The 23,106-nt window shown below is 41.8% G+C and carries 24 protein-coding genes; 16 read left to right on the forward strand and 8 right to left on the reverse strand.

The annotated features are described in order from the left end of the window. Positions 1–18 precede the first annotated feature (18 nt). From G498_RS0100850 to G498_RS0100910, 13 genes are all read left to right on the forward strand, one after another. Positions 19–1,788 (forward strand): nitric oxide reductase activation protein NorD, encoded by a 1,770-nt coding sequence (locus G498_RS0100850; protein WP_026979396.1) that lies wholly within the window; start codon positions 19–21, stop codon positions 1,786–1,788. A gap of 5 nt (positions 1,789–1,793) precedes the next feature. Beyond that, on the forward strand, positions 1,794–2,759 hold the full coding sequence (locus G498_RS0100855) for a DUF438 domain-containing protein (RefSeq protein ID WP_035744359.1): 966 nt from the start codon (positions 1,794–1,796) through the stop codon (positions 2,757–2,759). 11 nt (positions 2,760–2,770) lie between these two features. Continuing rightward, positions 2,771–3,469 carry a carbonic anhydrase gene (locus tag G498_RS0100860; RefSeq protein WP_081694184.1) on the forward strand — a complete coding sequence of 233 codons (699 nt, stop codon included), beginning with the start codon at positions 2,771–2,773 and terminating at the stop codon, positions 3,467–3,469. 6 nt (positions 3,470–3,475) lie between these two features. After that, positions 3,476–4,057 (forward strand): cytochrome c oxidase subunit 3, encoded by a 582-nt coding sequence (locus tag G498_RS0100865; RefSeq protein WP_026979399.1) that lies wholly within the window; start codon positions 3,476–3,478, stop codon positions 4,055–4,057. 3 nt (positions 4,058–4,060) lie between these two features. Then, positions 4,061–4,306, forward strand: coding sequence for a cytochrome C oxidase subunit IV family protein (locus G498_RS0100870; RefSeq protein ID WP_026979400.1), 246 nt, complete (start codon positions 4,061–4,063; stop codon positions 4,304–4,306). 441 nt (positions 4,307–4,747) lie between these two features. Further along, a complete protein-coding gene (locus G498_RS0100875) occupies positions 4,748–5,236 on the forward strand; it encodes a c-type cytochrome (RefSeq protein WP_026979401.1) in 489 nt (162 codons plus the stop codon). Positions 5,237–5,303: 67 nt separating this feature from the next. Then, entirely contained in the window at positions 5,304–7,280 is a 1,977-nt protein-coding gene (nosZ, locus tag G498_RS0100880; RefSeq protein WP_026979402.1) for a Sec-dependent nitrous-oxide reductase, read from the forward strand. A gap of 55 nt (positions 7,281–7,335) precedes the next feature. Then, complete coding sequence (locus G498_RS0100885; protein WP_026979403.1) at positions 7,336–7,923, forward strand: hypothetical protein; 588 nt, start codon at positions 7,336–7,338, stop codon at positions 7,921–7,923. Between the two features lie 13 nt (positions 7,924–7,936). After that, complete coding sequence (locus tag G498_RS14510) at positions 7,937–8,368, forward strand: nitrous oxide reductase accessory protein NosL (protein WP_131387685.1); 432 nt, start codon at positions 7,937–7,939, stop codon at positions 8,366–8,368. Continuing rightward, positions 8,365–9,597, forward strand: coding sequence for a nitrous oxide reductase family maturation protein NosD (locus G498_RS0100895; RefSeq protein WP_026979404.1), 1,233 nt, complete (start codon positions 8,365–8,367; stop codon positions 9,595–9,597). Before G498_RS14510 ends, G498_RS0100895 begins: the two co-directional genes overlap by 4 nt. Then, positions 9,594–10,319, forward strand: coding sequence for an ABC transporter ATP-binding protein (locus G498_RS0100900; RefSeq protein WP_026979405.1), 726 nt, complete (start codon positions 9,594–9,596; stop codon positions 10,317–10,319). The genes G498_RS0100895 and G498_RS0100900 overlap by 4 nt, the downstream gene beginning before the upstream one ends. Continuing rightward, positions 10,303–11,070 carry an ABC transporter permease subunit gene (locus tag G498_RS0100905; protein WP_026979406.1) on the forward strand — a complete coding sequence of 256 codons (768 nt, stop codon included), beginning with the start codon at positions 10,303–10,305 and terminating at the stop codon, positions 11,068–11,070. The genes G498_RS0100900 and G498_RS0100905 overlap by 17 nt, the downstream gene beginning before the upstream one ends. 54 nt (positions 11,071–11,124) lie before the next feature. Then, on the forward strand, positions 11,125–11,502 hold the full coding sequence (locus G498_RS0100910; RefSeq protein ID WP_026979407.1) for a group III truncated hemoglobin: 378 nt from the start codon (positions 11,125–11,127) through the stop codon (positions 11,500–11,502). A gap of 98 nt (positions 11,503–11,600) precedes the next feature. Here G498_RS0100910 and G498_RS0100915 read toward each other — a convergent pair whose 3' ends face one another. The 3 genes from G498_RS0100915 to G498_RS0100925 all read right to left on the reverse strand — a co-directional run bounded on the left by G498_RS0100915 (position 11,601) and on the right by G498_RS0100925 (position 14,052). Then, positions 11,601–12,152, reverse strand: a complete 552-nt coding sequence (locus tag G498_RS0100915) for a fasciclin domain-containing protein (protein WP_026979408.1) — start codon at positions 12,150–12,152, stop codon at positions 11,601–11,603. Positions 12,153–12,250: 98 nt separating this feature from the next. After that, on the reverse strand, positions 12,251–13,453 hold the full coding sequence (locus G498_RS14515; RefSeq protein WP_211227760.1) for a hypothetical protein: 1,203 nt from the start codon (positions 13,451–13,453) through the stop codon (positions 12,251–12,253). 11 nt (positions 13,454–13,464) lie between these two features. Beyond that, complete coding sequence (locus tag G498_RS0100925; protein WP_026979409.1) at positions 13,465–14,052, reverse strand: Crp/Fnr family transcriptional regulator; 588 nt, start codon at positions 14,050–14,052, stop codon at positions 13,465–13,467. Between the two features lie 126 nt (positions 14,053–14,178). On the opposite strand from G498_RS0100925, the gene G498_RS0100930 reads away from it, so the two are divergent. From G498_RS0100930 to G498_RS0100940, 3 genes are all read left to right on the forward strand, one after another. Then, on the forward strand, positions 14,179–14,550 hold the full coding sequence (locus G498_RS0100930) for a hypothetical protein (RefSeq protein WP_026979410.1): 372 nt from the start codon (positions 14,179–14,181) through the stop codon (positions 14,548–14,550). Positions 14,551–14,628: 78 nt separating this feature from the next. After that, positions 14,629–15,471 (forward strand): hypothetical protein, encoded by an 843-nt coding sequence (locus tag G498_RS0100935; RefSeq protein ID WP_035744366.1) that lies wholly within the window; start codon positions 14,629–14,631, stop codon positions 15,469–15,471. A gap of 141 nt (positions 15,472–15,612) precedes the next feature. Next, positions 15,613–17,601, forward strand: a complete 1,989-nt coding sequence (locus tag G498_RS0100940; protein WP_026979412.1) for a TonB-copper family protein — start codon at positions 15,613–15,615, stop codon at positions 17,599–17,601. Positions 17,602–17,623: 22 nt separating this feature from the next. On the opposite strand, the gene G498_RS0100945 is transcribed toward G498_RS0100940, so the two are convergent. Genes G498_RS0100945 through G498_RS14525 form a run of 5 tightly spaced genes read right to left on the reverse strand, consistent with a single transcriptional unit; the run spans position 17,624 to position 23,016 of the window. After that, positions 17,624–18,697, reverse strand: a complete 1,074-nt coding sequence (locus G498_RS0100945; protein ID WP_035744368.1) for an FUSC family protein — start codon at positions 18,695–18,697, stop codon at positions 17,624–17,626. A gap of 7 nt (positions 18,698–18,704) precedes the next feature. Then, entirely contained in the window at positions 18,705–20,240 is a 1,536-nt protein-coding gene (gene nadB / locus G498_RS0100950) for an L-aspartate oxidase (protein ID WP_026979414.1), read from the reverse strand. Between the two features lie 2 nt (positions 20,241–20,242). Next, positions 20,243–21,172, reverse strand: a complete 930-nt coding sequence (gene nadA, locus G498_RS0100955) for a quinolinate synthase NadA (protein WP_026979415.1) — start codon at positions 21,170–21,172, stop codon at positions 20,243–20,245. Beyond that, positions 21,169–22,524: a cbb3-type cytochrome c oxidase subunit I gene (locus G498_RS14520; protein ID WP_081694185.1), complete on the reverse strand. Its 1,356-nt coding sequence runs from the start codon at positions 22,522–22,524 to the stop codon at positions 21,169–21,171. The genes nadA and G498_RS14520 overlap by 4 nt, the downstream gene beginning before the upstream one ends. A 48-nt stretch (positions 22,525–22,572) precedes the next feature. Further along, the gene (locus G498_RS14525) at positions 22,573–23,016 is read right to left on the reverse strand and encodes a c-type cytochrome (RefSeq protein ID WP_117616527.1); all 444 of its coding nucleotides are present in this window, start codon (positions 23,014–23,016) and stop codon (positions 22,573–22,575) included. Positions 23,017–23,106: the final 90 nt, after the last annotated feature.

The following is a 23,106-nucleotide window of genomic DNA, read 5'->3' on the forward strand; positions in this document are numbered from 1 at the left end:
ACACTGAATACTGAACAGATGGGATTAGAATTAGACGAATTCCTCTACGGAAAAATCGTAAAATACTTCAAAAACAACAAAAAAACCGATGCCGAAACACTCCGCAGAACCGTTTTTTTAGAGGATATCAAACCCCGGCTAACCCTTTTGGCCAGCGCTTTAACTGGAGAAGCCATTGAAATTTTCCCGGCAGAACGAGAAGGTGGTTATAAGAACAACAGTTTTTTCCTTCCTGTCTCCTTTTCGGCTTTACGGACTTTTGAAGCGAATCTTTCTTTTTACCTTTTCAGAACCCTTTACCTCAGCGAACAGAAAGCGCTCGCTTTTAACTGGACCAATGAAGATCCGTCTTTGGAAGCTTCACAACACAAAGCTTTGGAAACCGCTCCTTTGGTTTTGGAGAAAATTTTCAGCAATTATCCGGTGGTAAAAAAAATTCATGAAACGATTTCCACCGGTCTTCAGCAAAAAGCCACCGAAAAAAAACCGGCCGACTTCACCTGGCTGTACGGGAAATGGATGAAAAACGATCCGGAAGTTAACGCCGACAATCTGCTGCACAATTTTTCCGATAAGGTAAAAAGCCTCGTCGAAAAACAACCGAAAACGGTGATCAAAGCCACCGCCGTGGAAGAAGTCATCACACTGGAAGTCGACAAAAAACAACAGGAAGATTACGTGATGACGCACAATTTCGAAAAAGTGGAAACGGCCGATGAATTCAGCGGTAACTGGCGTGATTTTGACGGTTCCGATGAACTGGAAGACCATCAGGATGCGCTGGAAGAACTGAGTATGAAATTTACCGTTCGGGTGGATGACACCGCACATTCGGTGTATCAGGCGGAATTTATCGAAAACACGACTATTTCCGAAAGTGCCGAAACCGACGAAAAAGGCTTTCATTTAAAATACGACGAATGGGATTACAGCAAACAGGCTTACAAAGAGAATTTCTGCAAGGTTTATCCGAAAACACAACTAAAAACGGATGCCGATTACTATAAAAACACGATTGCCAAAAACGCTTCAACCTTAATGGGCCTGCGAAAAATGCTGACCAACGTAAATAACAAAATGCAACAGCAACGCCGGCAAACCCAAGGAGAAGAATTTGACATCGACGCGATTACCGATTTGTTTGTAGACGTACATTCCAAACGCACGCCTTCGGAAAACATTTACATCTCCAACCGAAAAAAAGAAAAAGATTTATCCATTTTACTGCTTTTAGACATCAGTTTGTCGAGCGACAGTTATGCGGCCGGAAACCGCGTTTTGGATGTGGAAAAAGAAGTTTCGATTCTCTTCGGGGAAATCATGAATGAATTTAACATCGATTTTTCCATCGACAGTTTCTATTCCAAAACCCGAAACTATGCGTCCTATCTCACACTGAAAGATTTTGACGAGAACTGGAATACGGCCAAACACAAAATCGGAGCGGTTTCGCCCAACGGCTATACGCGAATTGGCGCGGCTTTACGTCATGCCGGCGCCCGAATGGACACGCGCAAAACCAAAAACAAATGGATCATCCTGATTTCGGACGGAAAACCCAACGACTTCGACAAATACGAAGGCAAACACGGCATCAACGATGTAAAACAGGCATTGCGGGAACTCAACGAGCGAAACATCAATTCGTATGCGTTGGCCATTGAAGCGCAGGCAAAATATTACCTGCCGCAGATGTTCGGCCAAAATCATTATCAGATTCTCACCACACCGGTGGAACTTTTACAATCCCTGGTGAAATTATACGAAAAAATCAAACATCAAAAATAATACTCATGAACGATACCCAAAACAATACTGCCATTCCCGAAGGGCATCCGGTGCACACTTATTTTCAGGAAACCGACCTCATTCACAAATTACTGGAAGAATTAGCCGTTACCAATCCGATGACGGAAAACCAGAAATTCTACAATATTTTTAACCAGCTGAACACGATTGAAAAACGCTTTCAGCGCAAAGAAAATCAGTTATTCCCCTATCTTGAAAAACGCGGATGGAACGGTCCGTCGCAAGGGATGTGGTCGTTTCACGACAATTTGAGAGACCAGTTCCGGCTAATGCGCAAAGACCTCGAAGCAAGAGATTTCGGAACCGTCAAAATCAACACGCCGTATTTAATCAACGGAATTTACCGACTGATGCAGGTGGAAGAAACCGTTTTGTTTCCAAATGCCCTAGAGCTTTTAACCAATGCCGACTGGATTGAAATGCGCGCCGGCGAAGAAGAAATCGGCTGGATGCTGCCCAAAGCGCCGATGCCTTATCCCAAAGAAGTGTACGTGCACCCGAGTCAGGATTTCACCCAACGCGAAATGACTTTCTCTTTAGAAAACACTACGCATTACGACGAAGGCTACATGACCGTGGAACAGGTGAATTTACTGTTAAAAACCATGCCTTTAGACATCACTTACGTGGATGAAAACGACAAAGTAATCTTCTACAACCGCGGCGAAGAGCGCGTTTTTCCGAGAAGTGCCGGGATTATCGGGCGGGAAGTCCGGTTTTGTCATCCGCCGAAAAGCGTGGGAACGGTATTGGAAATTCTGGATAAATTCCGAAAAGGGGAACAAAGCGAATCGTCTTTCTGGATCAACTACAAAGAGCGGTTGATTTACATTCGCTATTTCGCAGTTCGCGACGCCCAGAAAAACTATAAAGGCGTGATTGAAATGTCGCAGGATATTACCGACATCAAAACCATTGAAGGCGAAAAACGATTGCTCGACTGGAAATAAAAAACTCGGTCATGAAAAGTACTAAAAAACCATCATCTGTAATTTCATCGCTGTTTACCAAAACGGCTTTAATACTGTTGGCATTATGTTTTTTGGAGTTCAGTGAACGCAAAGCAGCCGATCCCGAAATAAACACACCCGACGAAGCTTTAAACGAATTGATTTACGGCAACAACCGCTTTCTGGACAATGCCATGATATATACGGACTATCACGAACAGATTCAGAAAACCAAAAACGGACAGCATCCGCACAGTTTTGTATTAAGCTGTATCGATTCGAGAGTGCCGCCGGAAATCATTTTAGATCAGGGCATCGGTCATTTATTCGTAGCCCGTGTGGCCGGAAACGTAGAAGACGATAACATTTTGGGCAGTATGGAATATGCCGTGGAAGTAAAACACACCAAACTGATTGTGGTTTTGGGACACAGCCACTGCGGCGCGGTTCAGGGAGCTATTGACAATGTAGAACTCGAACATTTAACCCAGCTTACCGAGCAAATCAAACCGGCTTTCAGCAAACACATCACCTACCCGATACCGGAACATGTCGCGGAGGAAACCTCCAGACAAAACGTAAAACTAACGATGAAACACATTTACGAAAACAGCGCCACCATTAAACGTTTAGTTAATGCGGGCAAAGTAAAAATTGTGGGAGCTTATTACGACATTCAGACCGGTGAAGTAAACTTCTTTAAAAAATAAATCAGAATGAATACTGCAAAAATCGATTATAAAAACATTTACTATCCTCCGGGAGGCATCCTGATCTGGATTATTATTTTTCTCGAATTAATCACTTTCGGAATGGCTCTGGTGGCTTTTGTGCATGACGGAACGAAAGATTACGAAACGTTCCACCGGGCTAAGTTACAGTTAAACACGGCTTTAGGATTAATCAATACAGTATTCCTGCTTTCCAGCGGCTATTTCATGGCCAAGGCCGTTCATGAATTTGAAGTGAAAAACATTTCGAAAGCCTCTCTGTATCTGAAAATTACCGCGTTGGGCGGATTGCTGTTCATTGTGGTGAAGTTTTTCGAGTATTCGGCTAAAATTGAACACGGCCTGACCCCGGATGTGAATAGTTTCTATATGTACTACTGGCTACTGACTGCTTTTCACCTGATTCATGTGGCGGTGGGTATTGTCATCATTCTCTGGACCAATTACGCGATGCGGAAACCAAATTCCGGTACTGAAGCCGAAGAGGTGAAAACCTGCGGCGCCTTCTGGCACATGTGCGACCTGATTTGGCTGTTATTGTTCCCGGTTTTATACCTAATCTTTTAAAAAATGAAACGCTCAGAAGAATCTACATTTATTGCTTTGCTGGCATTGACGCTTATCTCCAGCATGGTAACCCTGAAAAACTCGGAAAGCAACACAACTATTTATGCGCTGCTCCTAATCCTTTGGGCTGTCAAATTTATCTTGGTGGCTTTTAATTTTATGGAACTGAAAAAGGCCAATCTGTTCTGGAAAGTAACCTTAGGATTTGTTTTAACACTTATTCTTACCATTATTTTGCTGCTTTTATGATTTTTTTTTCGGAAACCTGACAAATGTCATTCAAATAAAAGACATTTTAGTCTTATATTTGAATCGTTAATTACACATATATATAAATGCCAATTTTAGAGCTGTCAAAAGCTTCCATATTTTCAATTTGGAACGGAATTCAAAGAAATAGTTTATTTGTTAAAAAGTGTGCATTTTCAATTACTTCTTTGATGAATAATATTACGTTTAGTCAGGCGTCATATCAAAAAAACCGAAACACATTGAAAGCCAACACCACTACTGCCGTTGGCAAATGGTCGAATTGGTTAAAAAGCCCTGTTCTTATTGGGACAGGGCTTTTTTTTAACTGTAAAAAACCAGTTGCCATAAGTATTTTTTTTAAGCTTTTATATGATTATAATCATAAAAATTTAGTATACCAATTCGTACTTTTACATAAACCTTTTAAATACTCAGAATATGAACAAGTTTTCTATTTATGCCGTCCTTTTCAGTTTTGCTTTTTTCGCCTCTTGCGGTGGAGATAAATCTAAATCCGGACAAGACGAGTCAAAACCGGTAACCGAAGAAACTGATGCACCCGCTTCAGATCCGTCCTCTTACGATCCTCACAGAGGTGAAGGAAAATTCGACAGTGTCGAACTGGGAGCTTCTTTAGATCAGGCAATGGCTTCCAAGGGAGAAGAAGTTGCAGGTGTGAAATGTACTTCCTGCCATAAAATAACCGACGAAAAATTAGTAGGTCCGGGATGGAAAGGCGTAACCGAAAGAAGAAAACCCGAATGGATTATGAACTTTATCACCAATCCTGATCCGATGATTGATAAAGATCCGGAAGTACAGGCGCAGTTGGAAATCTGTTTGGTAAGAATGCCGAACCAAGGTCTTTCAGACGATGAAGCCAGAAGTATTCTGGAATACATGCGCAAAAATGATGGTGTAAAATAAACCTAAGCGGATAATCCTAATCAGGGAAATGTAAGATTAGGGTAATCTTAATCTAAATACATAAACAATGAAAAATAAATTTCTGAAAGCAGTTTTTGCAATTGCTTTAGGGAGTGCTTTGCTTACTTCCTGCAAACCCAAAAGTTCCGGCGACGCTGTGAGTGGTGATGCCGCACAAAAAGCTTATGTTGCTCCGGGTAAATACGACGAATTCTATAATTTCGTTTCCGGTGGTTTCAGCGGACAGCTGAGCGTTTACGGACTTCCAAGCGGAAGATTGTTCAGGGTAATCCCGGTTTTCTCGGTAGATCCGGAAAAAGGCTGGGGTTACAGTGAAGAAACCAAACCGATGTTAAACACTGCTCAAGGTTTTGTGCCTTGGGATGATTTACACCATACGGAAATGTCGCAAACCAATGGTGAAATAGACGGGCGCTGGGTTTTCGGTAACGCCAACAACACCCCGCGTATCGCCCGTATTGATCTGAAAACGTTCAAAACAGCAGAAATTATCGAATTGCCAAACAGTGGCGGAAATCACTCCTCGCCTTTCATAACCGAAAATACGGAATATGTAGTGGCGGGAACACGCTTCAGTGTACCGGGAGATTATTCCAATGGAGATGTGCCTATCAATACGTATAAAGAAAACTTTAAAGGCCACATCAGTTTTGTGAAAGTCGGAAAAGAAGGCGAAATGGATTTGGCGTTCCAGATCGTAACACCTGGTGTTAACTTTGACCTTTCTCATGCCGGAAAAGGCAAATCACACGGATGGTTCTTCTTCTCGTGTTACAACACCGAACAGGCCAATACGCTTTTAGAAGTTAACGCTTCTCAAAAAGACAAAGACTTTATCATGGCGGTAAACTGGAAAAAAGCCGAAGAATACATCAAAGCCGGTAAAGGGAAAAAACAATCGGTAAAATATGCTCACAACACTTGGGATGAAAAAACGCATACTGCAAAATCAGAAATCAAAACAGAAGTATTGGTTTTAGATTCTGCCGAACTGAAAGACATCTGTTATATGATTCCTTGTCCGAAATCACCTCACGGTTGTGATGTAGATCCAAGTGGTGAATTCATCGTAGGTTCCGGAAAACTGGCTGCACTAATCCCAGTATTCAGCTTTGACAAAATGCAATCTGCCATCGCGTCAAAACAGTTTGAGGGCGATTATGGCGGAATTCCGGTAATCAAATACGAAGCGGCTCTTCACGGAGAAGTACAAAAACCAGGTTTAGGTCCTTTACACACAGAGTTTGACGGAAAAGGAAGTGCCTATACGACTATGTTCGTTTCTTCCGAAGTAGTGAAATGGGATATCAAAACGTTAAAAGTGCTGGACAGAGTTCCTACGTATTATTCCGTTGGTCACTTAATGATTCCGGGTGGTGACAGTAAAAAGCCGTTTGGAAAATACATGGTTGCCTACAACAAAATCACGAAAGACCGCTACTTGCCAACCGGTCCTGAGTTAGCACAAAGTGCACAGATCTTCGACATCAGCGGGGACAAAATGAAATTGATTCTGGATTTCCCAACCATCGGAGAACCACACTATGCACAGGCAGCACCGGCCGATCTTATCCGAAACAACGGACAGTTGAAATTCTATAAAATCGCAGACAACAATCACCCGTATGCCACCAAAGGCGAAAAAGAATCCAAAGTGGTTCGGGAAGGAAATAAAGTACACGTTTACATGACCTCAATCCGTTCTCACTTTGCTCCGGATAATATTGAAGGGATTAAGTTAGGCGACGAAGTGTATTTCCACGTTACGAATCTTGAGCAGGACTGGGATGTTCCGCACGGATTTGCCATCAAAGGTGCCGATAACGGAGAATTGCTGATCATGCCGGGTGAAACTACAACCTTAAAATGGGTGCCTAAAAAAGTGGGAATGTATCCGATGTACTGTACCGATTTCTGTAGTGCGCTCCACCAGGAAATGTCGGGTTACGTCAGAGTTTCCCCTGCCGGAAGTAATGTACCGATATCGTATAGTGTAGGTACCAATCTGCCTGCGACAAAATAACTTTAACATCAAAAAGGGGCAATTGTAAGTTGTCCCTTTTTTTAACTCTTTTATCATGACATCAACAAAAATCTCCCTCATAGCTAAGGTATTGCTTTTCATTATTGCAGCCTTGTTTGTAGGTTCCATATTTGTACCCATGTGGCAAATTGAACTGAACGCCCCGCAATATCCTGAAGGATTGGTTTTAAAATTACATGCCGATAAAATTGGCGGCGATGTCGAAATCATCAACGGATTAAACCATTACATCGGAATGGCTACCTTACACACTGAAAATTTTATCGAATTCAAAATATTGCCGTATGTTTTTGCAGCGTTTGGTTTGGTTTCACTGCTCCTGATTTTCATTGCAAAACGAAAAGCTGTATTGGTTTTTTTCCTATCTTACGTTGTTTTCGTTGCCTTGGCAGGAATTGATTTTTACCGTTGGAATTACGAATACGGTCACAATCTCGATCCGAATGCCGCCATTCGGGTGCCGGGCATGGCCTATCAGCCGCCGCTTATCGGATACAAACAACTGTTAAATTTCGGAGCGTATTCCATCCCTGATACCGGAGGCTGGATGCTTGCTGCGGCTGGTTTGCTCCTCTTCGCAATTGTTTTTAAAGAATATAATTTATTTAAGAAGAAAAATTAAAAATATCCCCATTATGAAAAGAGTTGCGTTTATTCTGTTTACAATTTGTGTTCTGAATTCCTGCAATTCAAACGAACCCAAACCCATAAAAATTAATTCCGACGGTTGCGATAACTGCAAAATGACCATTTCCAGCGGAAAATTCGGAGCCGAACTGATTACGGAAAAAGGACGTCATTACAAATTTGACGATATTTCCTGTATGCTGAAATTCGCCAAATCCGGAACAAGCGTTCCTGCAAAAGCCTTTTATGTTAACGATTATCTCCAGGACAACACTTTAATTCCGGCTGAAAAAGCGTTTTATTTAAAGGACGGAGCCATTAACAGCCCCATGAGAGGAAACAAAGCCGCATTTTCCACCAAACAGGAAGCGGAACAATACAAATCCAAATTAAATGCCACTCCCGCAACCTGGGATGACATTTATAATTCGTTTCAATGAAAATAATTCTCATAGCATATTTTCTTTCCCTTTCTTTATGGTGTCAGGCCAAAACGATAGTGGTGGGAAAAAATCAGTCCGTAAAAAGCATCACGGCTGCCGTTGCACAATCTTCGGACGGCGATACGATTGTCGTTGATTACGGAATTTACAAGGAAGGACGCCTGCTGATAAACAAAGAAATCCTTCTTATCGGTAAAAATTTCCCCATTATTGACGGGGAACACAAATCGGAAATCATATCCGTAAACGCTCACAAGGTTACCATTAAAGGTTTTAAAATCATTAATTCGGGACATGCGGCACTGGAAGATCCTTGCGCGATACGCGTGTATGACAAAAGTGATGTGGTGATTGAAAACAACATCCTCGACAATAATTTCTTTGGCATTTACATCCAAAACAGCAAAAACTGTCGGGTAAAAAACAACATCATCAGAGCCTACGGGAAGGAAGAACAACTTATCGGCAACGGAATCCACTGTTGGAAAAGTGACAACCTGCAGATTATCGGCAACAAAATATCCGGTCATCGCGACGGCATCTATTTTGAATTTGTAACGCATTCGGTAATCTGGCGCAACATTTCTTTCAACAATATCCGCTACGGACTGCATTTTATGTTTTCCAACGACGATGCCTACATTACGAATGTATTCAGAGATAACGGTGCCGGCGTGGCGGTGATGTTCACCAGAAACGTAAAAATGTTTAACAATTATTTTGAGGAAAACTGGGGCGATTCGGCCTACGGATTATTGCTAAAAGAAATCTCCGACAGTTACATCTTCAACAATCGTTTTTCCAGAAACACTTCCGGAATTTTCATGGAAGGTACCTCGCGGATAAAAGTGGAGAAAAACGTGTTTCAATCGAACGGCTGGGGCATGAAAATCCAGGCCAGTTGCATGGAGAACGAGATTGTAAACAACAATTATCTTAAGAACACTTTCGACATCAGCACCAACGGAAGTTTGGTTTTAAACACCTTCAACAGCAATTATTGGGACAAATACGAAGGCTATGACCTGGACAGAAACGGAATTGGCGATGTTCCTTATCATCCGCTGAGTTTGTTTGCCGTGCTTACCGAAAATAATCCGTCCGCGATGCTGCTGTACCGGAGTTTCATGATTACCCTTTTAGACAAATCCGAAAAAGTACTGCCGAGTATCACCCCGGATAATTTTATTGACAATTCGCCCTTAATGAAGTCGTTGCCTCTATGATACAGATTACAGATTTAAATAAAAAATTCGGAAAGCTGGAAGTGCTCAAAAATGTAAACCTCAACTGCAATAAAGGTGAGTGTATTGCATTAATTGGCCCTAACGGCTGTGGAAAAACAACTCTGATAAAATCGATATTGGGAATGGTCCTTCCGGATAAAGGACTCATCACTTTTAACGAAAAACCGATTAAAAAAGAATACCTGTACCGGGAAAAAATCGGTTATATGCCACAAATCGGGCGTTATCCGGACAACATGACGATTGGCCAGGTTATCGAGATGATCAAACAAATCCGGAACACCGATCAGGAACTGGATGAAGACCTGCTGAAAGCCTTCGAACTGGAAAAGATGTCCGACAAAAAAATGCGCACCCTTTCCGGAGGAACCACACAAAAAGTGAGTGCCACACTGGCGTTTTTGTTCAATCCCGATGTACTGATTTTAGATGAGCCTACCGCCGGCCTGGACCCGCTGGCCTCCGAAATCCTGAAAGACAAAATCATCCGGGAAAAAGAAAAAGGAAAACTGATTTTAATCACTTCGCACCTTCTGAGTGAGCTGGATGATTTGATTACCGAAATTATTTTCATGCAGGAAGGAAATGTTCTTTTTCATAAAAACATAGCCGAATTGAAATCGGAAACGCACGAACACAAAATATCAAAAGCGATTGCTAAAATTTTAAAGCGCACAAGAAAAAATGAACCGAATCATTAAAATCATTTTACTGGATATTCTCAAAAACAAAATCGTTTTAGGCTACACGCTTATTCTTGCGATACTGTCCTGGAGTTCGTTTGCTTTGGAAGACAATTCCGCAAAAGGACTGCTCACCATTTTGAATGTGATTTTGTTTACCGTACCCTTAGTATCCATTCTTTTCTCAACGATTTACCTTTACAACAGTTCCGAATTCATCGAACTCCTTTTGAGTCAGCCGGTGAAACGCCAGAAAATATGGTTCAGTCTGTTTATCGGTCTTTCTTCGTCTATGGTTTTTTCTTTTTTGGCCGGAGCCGGAATTCCTTTATTAATCAATGCTACAGACAGTGTTGGTGTCATGATGATAATCGTGGGATGTTTGGTATCGGTCGTTTTTGTCGCCTTGGCATTTCTGAGTTCCATTCTCACAAGAGACAAGGCCAAAGGTATCGGAATTGCCATCATAATCTGGCTGTATTTTGCCTTGCTGTTTGACGGCATGGTGCTGTTTTTATTGTTTCAGTTTGCCGATTATCCCATTGAAACTGCCATGGTTGGCATTACCGGATTAAGCCCCATTGATTTGGCGCGGATTCAAATACTGCTGCATCTCGACGTTTCTGCCATGATGGGATATACAGGAGCCATTTTCAAAGACTTTTTCGGCACATCGGTTGGGTTAATTGTTTCCTTTTTGTTATTGTCACTGTGGGCCGTCGTTCCGTTTTACATTTCTCTTAAAAAATTTAACCGGAAAGATTTATAAAGCCCGAAAGTGATTTTTCGCATTTGAATTTTCTGATCCGTTATCCTTTTTAGTATGAAAAAAGACATCAAGAATAGAAAAGACATTGAAAAATTAGTAGATGCTTTTTATGAAAAAGTAAAAACCGATACGGTAATAGGCTATTTATTTAACGATGTGGCGCAGGTGAATTGGAACAACCATTTACCCAAAATGTATGATTTCTGGGAAAACATTCTTTTTCACAACGGCAATTACAACGGTAATCCAATGGTTGTACACCAAGAGCTGCATAAAAAAAGCACCATGACCCAGCAGCATTTCCAACATTGGATAACGCTGTTTAAAACTACGGTAGACGAATTATTTTCGGGTGTAAAAGCAGAAGAAATAAAAGACAGGGCTTTCAACATTGCCAATGCGCTAATGGAGAAAACGCTTTACGCGAATTGAGGTTCAGGAGCGGCCATGAAAAAAGCGCTAACTTAAAAAAATTAACGCTTTTTCCTGAACACAATACTAGAAAAGGAAACTTGAATTAATAATTACTCTTATTTAGGCAACAGTACGTCTCCAATTACATGAATGATTCCGTTGGACGTTTCAATGGAAGCTACTATTTCCGAGCCGTTTACATACGTTTTCCCGTCTTTTTTAGTGATTTTCACTTTCTTGGGATTTACCATTTCAAATTCCTGACCGTCCTGCATGTAATCGGTTTTCAGAACCCCCACGTAGGTATGGTATTCCAGAATCGATTTTAACTCATCTTTCTTTTCGGGTTTTAACAATCCTTCCACGGTTCCGGCAGGTAATTTATCGAAAGCGGCATTGGTGGGTGCAAAAACGGTAAAAGGCCCGGCGTTGCTTAAAGCATCTACTAACCCGGCGGCTTTTACGGCGGTTACCAAAGTGGAATGCTCTTTACTGCCAACGGCTGTCTGCACAATGTTCGGATTTGACACCTCATCAACAACGCCGGATTGCCCGACACTTTCTGTTGCGGATGGGTCTTCTGCAGACTGTGCACTTTTTTCGGATTCTTTACAGCCAAAAACAGCCAATAAACTGGCCAGTACAAGAATTTTAACTGATTTTTTCATACTGAATTTCTTTTTTTAAGTATTCGGATTTATACGGGAAAGGTATAACCAATTTGCTTATTCTCTTATGATTATGCTCATAGAGTAACTTTTTTTTTTTAGCTTTTTTTAAAAGCATTATAGCCCAGAACCCCGCTTCCGGCAGCCAGCACTACAGCCGCTCCAAAAAGTAACTCATTTACATACGGAATCATGGTATAACTAAAAGAAGCAATGCCCTGTACTGCCAGAATAATTTCATTAAGCAACACGCCTATCGAAAAAAGAATCAGCCCAAAAAATGTCTTGCCCAATCCTGTAAAAAAGGAAACAGCATGAATATAAAACAGCAGAAATAACGTAATAACAGCTAATAAAACCAAATGCAGGTAAGCAATTACAATCGGACGGAAACCAAAAGCGAGCTTGCTTACAAAAGGAATTGTCGACCCAAGCTGAAGCAGCAATTTCACGCTTAACGCAAATCCGACAAAAAGCAGCACATAGCGCAAAGAAAACCGAAGTTCCCGCATCTTGTCCGATTTCTGTTTTAGCACTCCGTAAAGCAATCGAAACCAAGCATATACCTGTGCTACGGAAGCAATTACCACAATCACATAAAGCCACACTGGCAGTTTCAACCACAAAACCGACAAAAAATAAGCCGGAATGCAGGACGCAAAAAACCAGTTAAACGAAGTGGCAAAAAAAGCATCCTCCGTTTTTCTGAGTTGAAAATAGTCGAAAAACAACCCCATACAGGCAAAGAAAAACCAGCCGTTATACTGAAAATGCAGAAAATAATAAATAGACGCCAGATATTCTTTCTGATGGATATTCTTGGTGACCATCATATAAGCCAAGGCCAAAGAACCTAACGAAGAAAGGACGTTAAAAAAAAGAGCGCCCTTAAACCAATTCTTAAAAAGACTTTTATTGTCTGCCCGGTTCAGATCTTTGTAAAAAGTAAAAGCAAAATAAAACGAAACGGCAAGTGTCATTACCGAGAAAAAGACAGACAGCGGCCCGTATCCCTGAAGAATAAAAAAAATCAGCATCCCGTAGGAACAAATCAGGTTTCCGACAATTGCTGCTTTGTATTTTCCGAAATTAAAATCGGCCAGTTTGTTTTGAAGCGTATAAATCAGCAGCACCATCAGGGTATGGCTTATCCATCCGGTAAACGCAAAATTGGAATGCGTAAGCTGAAGGCTTTTTTGATTCAGATACGGAAATTCAAACCCAATTTTATAACGCATCAATAGGCCCAGCAAAGCCACCACGAACAGATTGATCAGGGAAAATTTCAGCCAGAACCTCATTTCTGTTTTCATTAATAGTAAATCTTGTGGTTAACTATTTCAATGGTATTGGTTTCTTTCATCCGGGAAAAAACCCTGATAACCGTTTCCACACGCAAACCGGTAAAATTGGCAATTTCCTGCCGTGTAAACGGCACCAGTTTTCTTTCGTTTTTACTGCAGTTCTTATGGGCGTTCAGAAAAGCCAAAATTCTAAACTCCGGCTTTTGGTTGATAATATCCTTCGCCATTTTGGTTTTGGTATGAATCCTTTCGGCCAGCAAATTGAGAAAGTGCTTCTGGATAAACGGATATTCATCTAAAATTTTCAAAAAACGGTCTTTGGAAAGTTTCACAATTTTGCAATCCCGAAACGCCACAGCTGTAGCCGGATAGTCTTTATCGATTAACAACGGAGGCTCACCAAAACTTTGTCCGCACCAAAAATAAGCCTGAGTAAATTCCTTTCCTTTATCATTGGCATTGAACATCCGAACGCATCCTTCCAAAATCTGATAATAAAAGCCCGCTGGAGTGTCTTCGTGAAAGATGACTTCATTTTTTTTATATTCCTTGGTAACTGCTCCCCAAGAATACAGCAAATCTAAATCTATCTGCATACCGATGAAAATTGTAAGGCAAAACACACCTTAGTTTCTGAATCTTACAAAATAAAACGTTTAAATTTAAAGAAAATATGACTAATATCATACAAAAAAGGAGAATTATCGTGTTATCTTTGTGGCATGAATAAGTTTATAATCATTTTTATATTCACCATACTTCTGAAACCGATAGTTCCGGTTGTCACTTTTGTGGTGAATTATGATTATATCGCTAAAGAACTTTGTGAAAACAAAACCAAACCGCAGCTTCACTGTAACGGGAAATGTTACCTGAAAAAAGAATTGGCCAAAGCGGCTGAAAGCACACATCCTGTTTCCCAGAACAAAAAACAAACCCAGCAGGAAACGGAAATTTTATTTCTGGAGATGCTTTACAACATTTCTTTTAAAAATAACGATTTGCAGTACAATCCTGTTATAAAAAACAACTATTCCAATCAATATTCGCATCTGAACAGCGATTCCATTTTCCACCCTCCGATTCATTCTTAATTTTTCCGTTTTTTATGCCTTTTCTTCGAAAAAACACTTTTCGGACAGGTTCTTATTACATTAATTAAAACAATAAAAATGAAAACTTTAAGAATATTATCTTTAGCAATATTGGCTTTCTTTGCCTCATGTTCCTCCGACAATGACGAAACCGTTACCGCAAACGAACTGGACGGTTTAACCAAAATTCAGGAAATGACCAACGACACCCACGTGGTCGAACTGTATTCCTCCACCGGAACCTTACAACAAGGACACAACGCCATTTCCCTGAGAATCAAAAACAAAGCAACAAACGAATACGAAAAAAATGCCACGGTTTCCTGGTCGCCTTTAATGTATATGATGTCTATGCAGCACGCCTGTCCGTATTCTGCCGTAACCAAAACTTCGGGCAAGGAAACTTTATACAACGGTTACATTGTTTTCCAGATGGCGCAAAATGATACCGAATACTGGAAACTGAAAGTTAACTACACCATCAACGGTACAGAGTACAATGTAGACGAAATAATCAGCGTGCCAGCTTCCGCTAAAAGACGAGTGACTTCCTTTACAGGAACCGACGGCTCCAAATACGTGCTGGCTTTAATCGAACCGACAAATCCGAAAGTTGCCCTTAACGACATTAAAATGGGCGTTTTCAAAATGGAAAACATGACGAGTTTCCCGATCGTTAATGATTATACCGTTAAAATCGACCCGAGAATGCCGAGTATGGGAAATCACGGTTCGCCAAACAATGTGAATTTAACACAATCGGCAACAGACCTTTTGTACCACGGCAAACTTTCCCTGACCATGACCGGCTACTGGAAAATCAATCTGCAGTTGTTAAACAGCGCTAACGAAGTGCTGAAAGGAGAAGAAATCACGGAAACCACAACGGAAAGTTCCATTTATTTTGAAGTGGAATTTTAATCTTCAGCCACTTTAATCTGAAAAGGTTGAAAGACAACTACCGTATTTCAAGTGCTTTCAGCCTTTTTATCTTTTCAGAAAAGCAACCGCAGCAGCTAATACCATTGGATTGCTTCACACTTATTGCTAAAAAAACACCTCATGAAAAACCTTTTTTTTCATATTGCGCTATTGCTGTCTTCCGCTATTTTGACGGCTCAGGAAAAAGACAGCCTGAAAACCGTTCCCTTGGAGGAAGTGATTGTTATCGGCAAAAAAACGGAATTACATCAAAAACAGTCCAAACCGCTTACTACCATTGATGAGTATTTACAACAGTCCAACAAAATCACCATGATAAAACGAGGCGGTTATGCCTGGGAACCGGTTATCAACAATATGGCCACCGAAAGAACCCTGGTAACTATCGAAGGCATGCATATTTTTGGCGCCTGTACCGATAAAATGGACCCGATTACCTCCTACGTGGAAATCTCGAATCTTTCGGAGGCAACCGTAACGTCCGGACAACAGGGCACTTGCCACGGCGCTACCATTGGCGGTGCGATAGACCTGAAACGCAACCGAAGTAATTTTAGCGAAACCGGCTGGAACGGAGCACTCCACACAGGGTATGAAACCAACAGCAATCAAAAAATAATCGGAACAGCGGTAAATTATTCCAAAGCAAAATTTTATCTGGATACTGATTTTATGTACCGTGATGCCGACAATTACAAAGCCGGAAATAACGAAGAAGTGGCGTTTTCCCAATTCCGGAAATTCAACATCTCAGGAACTTCGGGCTTTCAGTGGCACAACAACAAACTGATTGAAGCCTCCGTAATTTACGATAAAGCCACAGATGTCGGCTACCCTGCCCTTCCGATGGACGTTTCTCTGGCAGAAGCCTTAATCACCTCCTTAAAACTGGAATACAAACCCGTTTCCACAGTGCTGAAAAATTGGGAAACCAAACTGTATTACAACACCATTACCCATAGAATGGACGACACCAAACGTCCTTTCGTCCCGATTCACATGGATATGCCGGGATGGAGCGACACTTTTGGCGGCTATTCCAAAATAACCGGAAGCTATAAAAAACATCAATTTCAGGCCAATCTGAATTCGTTTTACAACCAATCCAAAGCCGAAATGACCATGTATCCGAACAATCCGAATGAAAACCTGATGTTCATGTACACCTGGCCCGATGTGAGAACCTTTTACAACGGACTGTTTCTGGAAGACCGCTACGAATTCAACTGCCACAGCTCGCTGCAAATTACCGCGAGTGTCGGAAACCACACCAACGAAGTGGCTAGTGAATTCGGTTTACAAAGTTTACAGATTTTTTATCCGGATGCTGCAAAAACTAACAGCCGCATTTTAAAAAGCAGCGCCAGTTCCTTTGCGTATGTCCAAAACCATTTCGACTATGTTTTCGGATTGGGGTACGGCGAACGCGCACCTTCGGTTTCGGAAGGCTACGGTTTTTATCTTTTTAACAGTTTTGACCGCTATGACTACATCGGAAATCCGCATCTGAAAAATGAAAAATCGCTGGAAATCAATGCGTCGATAGGTTATAAAAACAAAAAGTTCAGTTCTAAAATAGCGGGTTCTTATTTTCACATTTCCGATTATATCGTTGGAAAAGTAAATCCCGATGCTTTGCCGATGACCATTGGCGCCAGCGGAATTAAAGAATATACCGCTTTATCCTATGCGGAAATTTTCAATCTGGATGTTACCGCGGAATATCAGGTGCTGAATTCTTTGAAATGGAAAAATCAATTGGTTTACAGTTTGGGGAAAGACAACAACGGGGAAAACTTACCTTTTATGAGTCCGTTCCGATACACCTCAACCTTGGCCTACCAAAACAATTCCTTTACTGCTGAATTTTCCGTTCAGGGCAATGCGCAACAAGATCGGTTTGCCCCGAAATACGGAGAAGACAACACACCGGATTATGCAATTTTAAATTGTGCTGCGGGCTATTTGTTCCGATTGGAAAAAACCAAGTTCAATACAAGAGTAGGCATGGAAAACATTTTAGACGCCAAATATTCCACCTTTGCGGATTGGAACAACATCCCGAGACGCGGAAGAAATGTATTTCTGAATCTGACTTTCAGTCTGTAAAATTCTGAATCCGACTGTATTTTCATTTCCGATACAGGGCGATTCGAGTTTTCCGGATTTGGCGTTCCGACTGGTTGCGAAGGTACTGATGATGCAACAACCAACCCGCAACGGCTCCGATTACGCTTCCGATGATGATATCCAAAAAACGGGTTGCGATTAATTCGCCGGGTTCCATCCGAAGTGAATTCCCGACGTCTGCCAGAAAAATGGTGAGCGGTGTAATAAATACGATGGTTAGCGCATATTGTCGCACAATCAGGGTTTCCACGATAAACTGAAAGACAACGATGCTGAAACAGATCCAAAACAAATTGAGCTCCAGCTGAAGCAAAAACCAGGTAAGTACCAGTCCGGCAAAAGTGCCCAGAATACGCTGAAACGTCCTTCGCCAAACCTGTTGCAACGTTACGCCCTGAATTACGGCCGCACACGAAATCGGCAGCCAGTACGGATTGTCCAGTTTCAGCAGCAAACCAATCAGTAACGAAAGTGACATGAAAAATCCAATCACAACAGCTTCAAAAATCGTTACATAATTGCGCTGTACAACTACGACAAATTCTGATAAAAAGGCAACACCTTTGGTTATCAGCATACTGTAAACAAAAGCAATTACGGTCGCCAGCAGGGTTCCCATCGCCATTAATCCCACTTTTGCCGGTATTTCCTCAGGAGCAAAAGGCATGCAACTGGCTATGGAAGCAATCATGATAAAGAAAAAATTTCCTGGTGGTTTTAACTGAAAAAAGCGGGATACCCAATGCACAAAAGCGGCAAAAAGTCCCAATACAACGGAAGACAAATACGGCTGAAAACTAAACAAAACACCAATGGTATACGCGAATACAAATCCGAAAGAGCAGGCCAGCATGGTTACCATTCTTCGGGCCAACGAACCGCCGGGCAAATACAGAAAAACCAAGCCGCCAACACAGGACGTTATTCCGTATTCGGGTTTGTTCAGATAATAACCGATAAACAACGGAATTCCGACACATAAAGAGGCCAAAAACGGAATATGCCAGGAGCGTTCACTCTTCCTGTAGCAGAAAAGCGCTGAAAATTCAAGTTGCAGTTGCCGGAGTATTCTCATCGCCCTTTTAGACCGCTACGCAGGCATTTGTTTTCAGAAAACCGCCGCAATTTTTGGTTCGCTGTAAGGACTGTTCCACAATTAGCAGAGCCACCTGAATCATGTTTCGCAATTCACAAAGTGAGGTGGTTATCACATACTGCTTGTACTTCCCTTCTACTTCTTTCTGCAGTTGTATTAATCTGGCTTTTGCCGAAAGCAAATCGGCATCGTTACGGACAATTCCGGCATTTTCCCGCATGAGCAACTGAAGTTCTTCCTCTGTTTCCTTTATATAACCGGACGGAATTTCCCCTTTCTGTATCGGATGCCACTCTGAAAATTCTTTATTGACCGTTAAAGAGATTAACGATGTACTCGAAATGTATTTAAAAATCCTGTTGGAAAACACCAATGCTTCCAATAACGAGTTTGAAGCCAATCGGTTAGCGCCGTGCAATCCGGTTCGGGAACATTCGCCGCACGCAAAAAGATGCTCGATGGAGGTTTTTCCGTTTTTATCCGTTACAATGCCGCCGCAAAGATAATGCTGCGCCGGTATCACAGGAATCCAGTCTTTTGCAATATCAATTCCGATATCCTGACAATGGCGGTAAATCATCGGAAAATGTTGCCGGAACTCGTTACCGTCCAAATGGGTACAATCGAGGTAAACACATTTTTGCTGACTGTCTTTTAATTCCTTGTAAATACTTTGCGAAACTATATCACGCGAAGCCAGTTCTCCTCTCGCATCGTAATCCGACATGAAACGTTTTCCTTCCGCATTGCGCAAAAAAGCGCCAAACCCGCGAACCGCCTCCGAAATGAGAAAGGTCTCCGATGCTGTTTCATCAAACAAAGCCGTCGGATGAAACTGGATAAATTCCATGTCTTTAATTTTGGCTCCGGCCCTATACGCCATGGCAATACCGTCTCCGGTGGCAATTTCCGGGTTTGTGGTATGTCCGTACACCTGCCCTATCCCTCCGGTGGCTAAAACCGTGTATCCGGCTTTACAGATTTCGATGTTCCCGTTATTTTCATTCATCATGTAAACACCGTAACACCGGTTGTTTTCAAGGATTAATTCGAGGGCAAAATGGTATTCTAAAATAGTAATGTTCCGGGTTCGGTTGACTTGTCTTAAGATGGTGCGTTCAATTTCAAATCCGGTTTGGTCTTTGTGGTGTACCACTCTGTTTTCGGAATGACCGCCTTCTTTACCCAAATCGAATTCACCCTCGGAATTCTTATCAAATTTGGCACCCCAGGCAACCAGCTCCTTAAAGCGTTTGGGCCCTTCGGTTATCACCATTTCCACAATCTCAGCATCGCAGATTCCGTCGCCGGCCAGCAGCGTGTCCTGAATGTGTTTTTCGTAGGAATCTTCGATCTCATCAATCACTACCGCCACACCGCCCTGTGCGTATTTGGTATTCGATTCCGCTTCCTCCGATTTCGTTATGATAGTAACCTTTCGTTCCGGAAAATGATTGGCGATTTTAAGGGCAAAAGTTAATCCCGCCACGCCTGAACCAATGATCAGATAATCTGTTCTCATACTTATTTTGATAATTCCAACATTCTTTCAATAGGCAGCAATGCTTTTTCACGGATGGTTTCCGGCACGATGATTTCCGGACTTTCGCTTACCAGACAATCGTAAACTTTCTGCAACGTATTCATTTTCATGTAGGCACATTCGCTGCAGGCGCAGGTATTGTCTTCGTTTGACGGCGCAGGAATCAGGGTTTTCCCGGGAACTTCCTGTTGCATTTTGTACAAAATTCCGGCTTCGGTAGCGATGATGAATTTTGCTTTACTGCTTTTCTTCACATAGTCAATCATTCCCGCTGTCGAACCGATGTAATTCGCGGTTTTCAGAATATGGGTTTCCGATTCGGGATGCGCGATGATTTCGGCATCGGGATGTTTCTTGTGCAGTGCGATTAACTTGTCCAGCGAAAACGCTTCGTGCACCACACAAGAGCCGTCCCACAACAACATCTTTCGTCCGGTTTTCTCCATGATGTATTTGCCTAAATTTTTATCGGGAGCGAATAAAATCGGCACTTCTTCGGGTATGGATTCCACAATTTTTACCGCATTGGAAGAGGTACAAACGATGTCGCTCATCGCCTTAATTTCGGCGGAACAATTCACGTAGGTAACTACCATATGATCGGCGTGTTTTAAGGCAAAAGCACCGAACAAATCCGGCGGACAGGAATCGGCCAGGGAACATCCGGCTTTCAGATCGGGTAGGATTACTTTTTTATTGGGATTCAGGATTTTAGCGGTTTCGGCCATAAAATGCACGCCGGCAAAAAGAATAATATCCGCATCCGCTTTTGCGGCTTCCTGCGATAATCCGAGGCTGTCCCCTACATAATCCGCAACTTCCTGTATGTCGGCTTCCTGATAATAATGCGCCAGTATGACGGCATTTTTCTGTTTTTTTAACTCGAGTATTTTTTCTTTAAGATTTTTCATGGGTGCTCATTTTCATTAATCCCTTTCAGGTTGTAGGTTGTTATGATTGTTTTTAGTACCGGCAGCGTTATGACCAATAATCCGATAAAAATTCCGGTTCCGAAAAGTAAAAAGGCGACGTAAATCCAATGTGACTGCGACTGCATTTCGGAAAACGGAATCCCTTTGGTAAAATACATCCAATGACTTCGTTTTACCCCGGCCGCAAGTAAGCACAGCCAGAAAAGCAAAAGCGAAACATTAAAAATCCGGAAGCCTTTACTGATGAACGAAAGATTTATATCAGGCTTGTTTTTAGTGATGATATACAATACCGAAGCCAGTAAAATAGTAGTATTAATTCCGATGGTTGTTCCCATCGAATGCGCTACCGTAATATGCGTGCCGTGCGTAAAAAAATTGATGGCCGGAATGGAAAACAACAAGGCCAAAATCAGATTCAGAAAAACCCAGACATCGGCCATTACCAGAAATTTATACGGCAACAGGTTTTTGATTTTGGTTTCCTCCGGAAGCGACTTTTTCCATTCGTAAAGCATGTGGAATAAGATAATCCATTCGGTCATGCTGATACCATAGGCGACATAACGAACCCAGGGCGCCGTCGGAACAATATAAATGTGATGCGCCCATCCGAACATTAAATTGGTAAGACCGAGAAAGTAAAAGAAGAACGATTTCCGGTTTCTGCCGATACTGTCGTCGCCTTTTATTTTCGCCATCAGATAAATCGCCGTACCGTACACCAGCATGTTCCAGGAGCCTACAAACGAACCTCCGGCTTTCCACTGAATGGCCAACGATTTGATGAAATTGTTTTTAATCTCCGGGTGCAGCCACAGGTAGGCTTCACTCAAATGATAGGTCATAAAAATGATTCCCGTGCCCCACATCCAGTAATACACCGGCCAGTTTCGGATTTTGCCCACCATCGTTTTGTAATAATTAATACCGAACAACAGCCAGCCGAAAAGTATCGGCAACATCAGATAGGGCGGAAATTCGAGATATTCTTTTCCACCGAAATCTCCTGTAAAATAGCTGTAGTAAACAGCAAGACCAATGATCAAAAATAGAAAATAATGGATTTGCAACAATCGGGCGGAATACAGACGCAGGGCTTCCGAATTCGGCAAATAATAATAAATCCCTCCAACGGCACAAAGAATAATCCAGGCAATAACACTCGTTACATGGAACGGACGCAGACTGTTAAAAGGAAGTATTTCTTTTATAAATTCGGGAAGAATGTATTGCAATCCGGACAGAATTCCGAAGATCATTCCCAGTAATAAAGCCAGTAGTGCAGTAGCGATGAAGAGTATGGATGTTTTATTTCGTATCGTATTCATAATTAGTTGTCGTAGGTATAAAATGGAATTCGCTTTTCCGTAGTTCTGTTATTCCTGGCTCTTTTCATTTTTATACTCAATAGTAACCCATCCGTCGGGTGTTATGGTTGCATTATAATTCGGATAATAACCGGAGGCATCCACTTCTTTCAGAAAAGTGGTGAGGGCTTCTTTCTCCGCTTCGGAAAAACGGAACTTAGGCATTGTTTTAACACCGCTGTTCAGAAAAGCTTTGATGTACTCCGGCCCTTTGTTTTCCGCTGAAAACACATTGGTTAAATCCGGCCCCAGATAGCCGCCCAAACCGTACAACTGATGACAGGAAAAACAATTGTTCTGCTGCCAGAGGGCTTGTCCGTGGAGCGCTTTTTCACTCAGTGGGGTTTTGTATTGTGCATCATCATCGGCGTAAATCGTAAAATTGTACAACCCGAAAACACTAACCAAAGCAAGCATACAGCCCATGTAAATTTTCGTTTTCTTATGTGTCATAGCAGTTAAAAACAATAGAAGACAAAATTATCCTTAATAAAAACAAGGAAGTATGATTTTTATCAGTTTTTACTAAAATTAGAAGGGCAA

Source organism: Flavobacterium suncheonense GH29-5 = DSM 17707 (assembly GCF_000430025.1).
Lineage (GTDB): Bacteria > Bacteroidota > Bacteroidia > Flavobacteriales > Flavobacteriaceae > Flavobacterium > Flavobacterium suncheonense.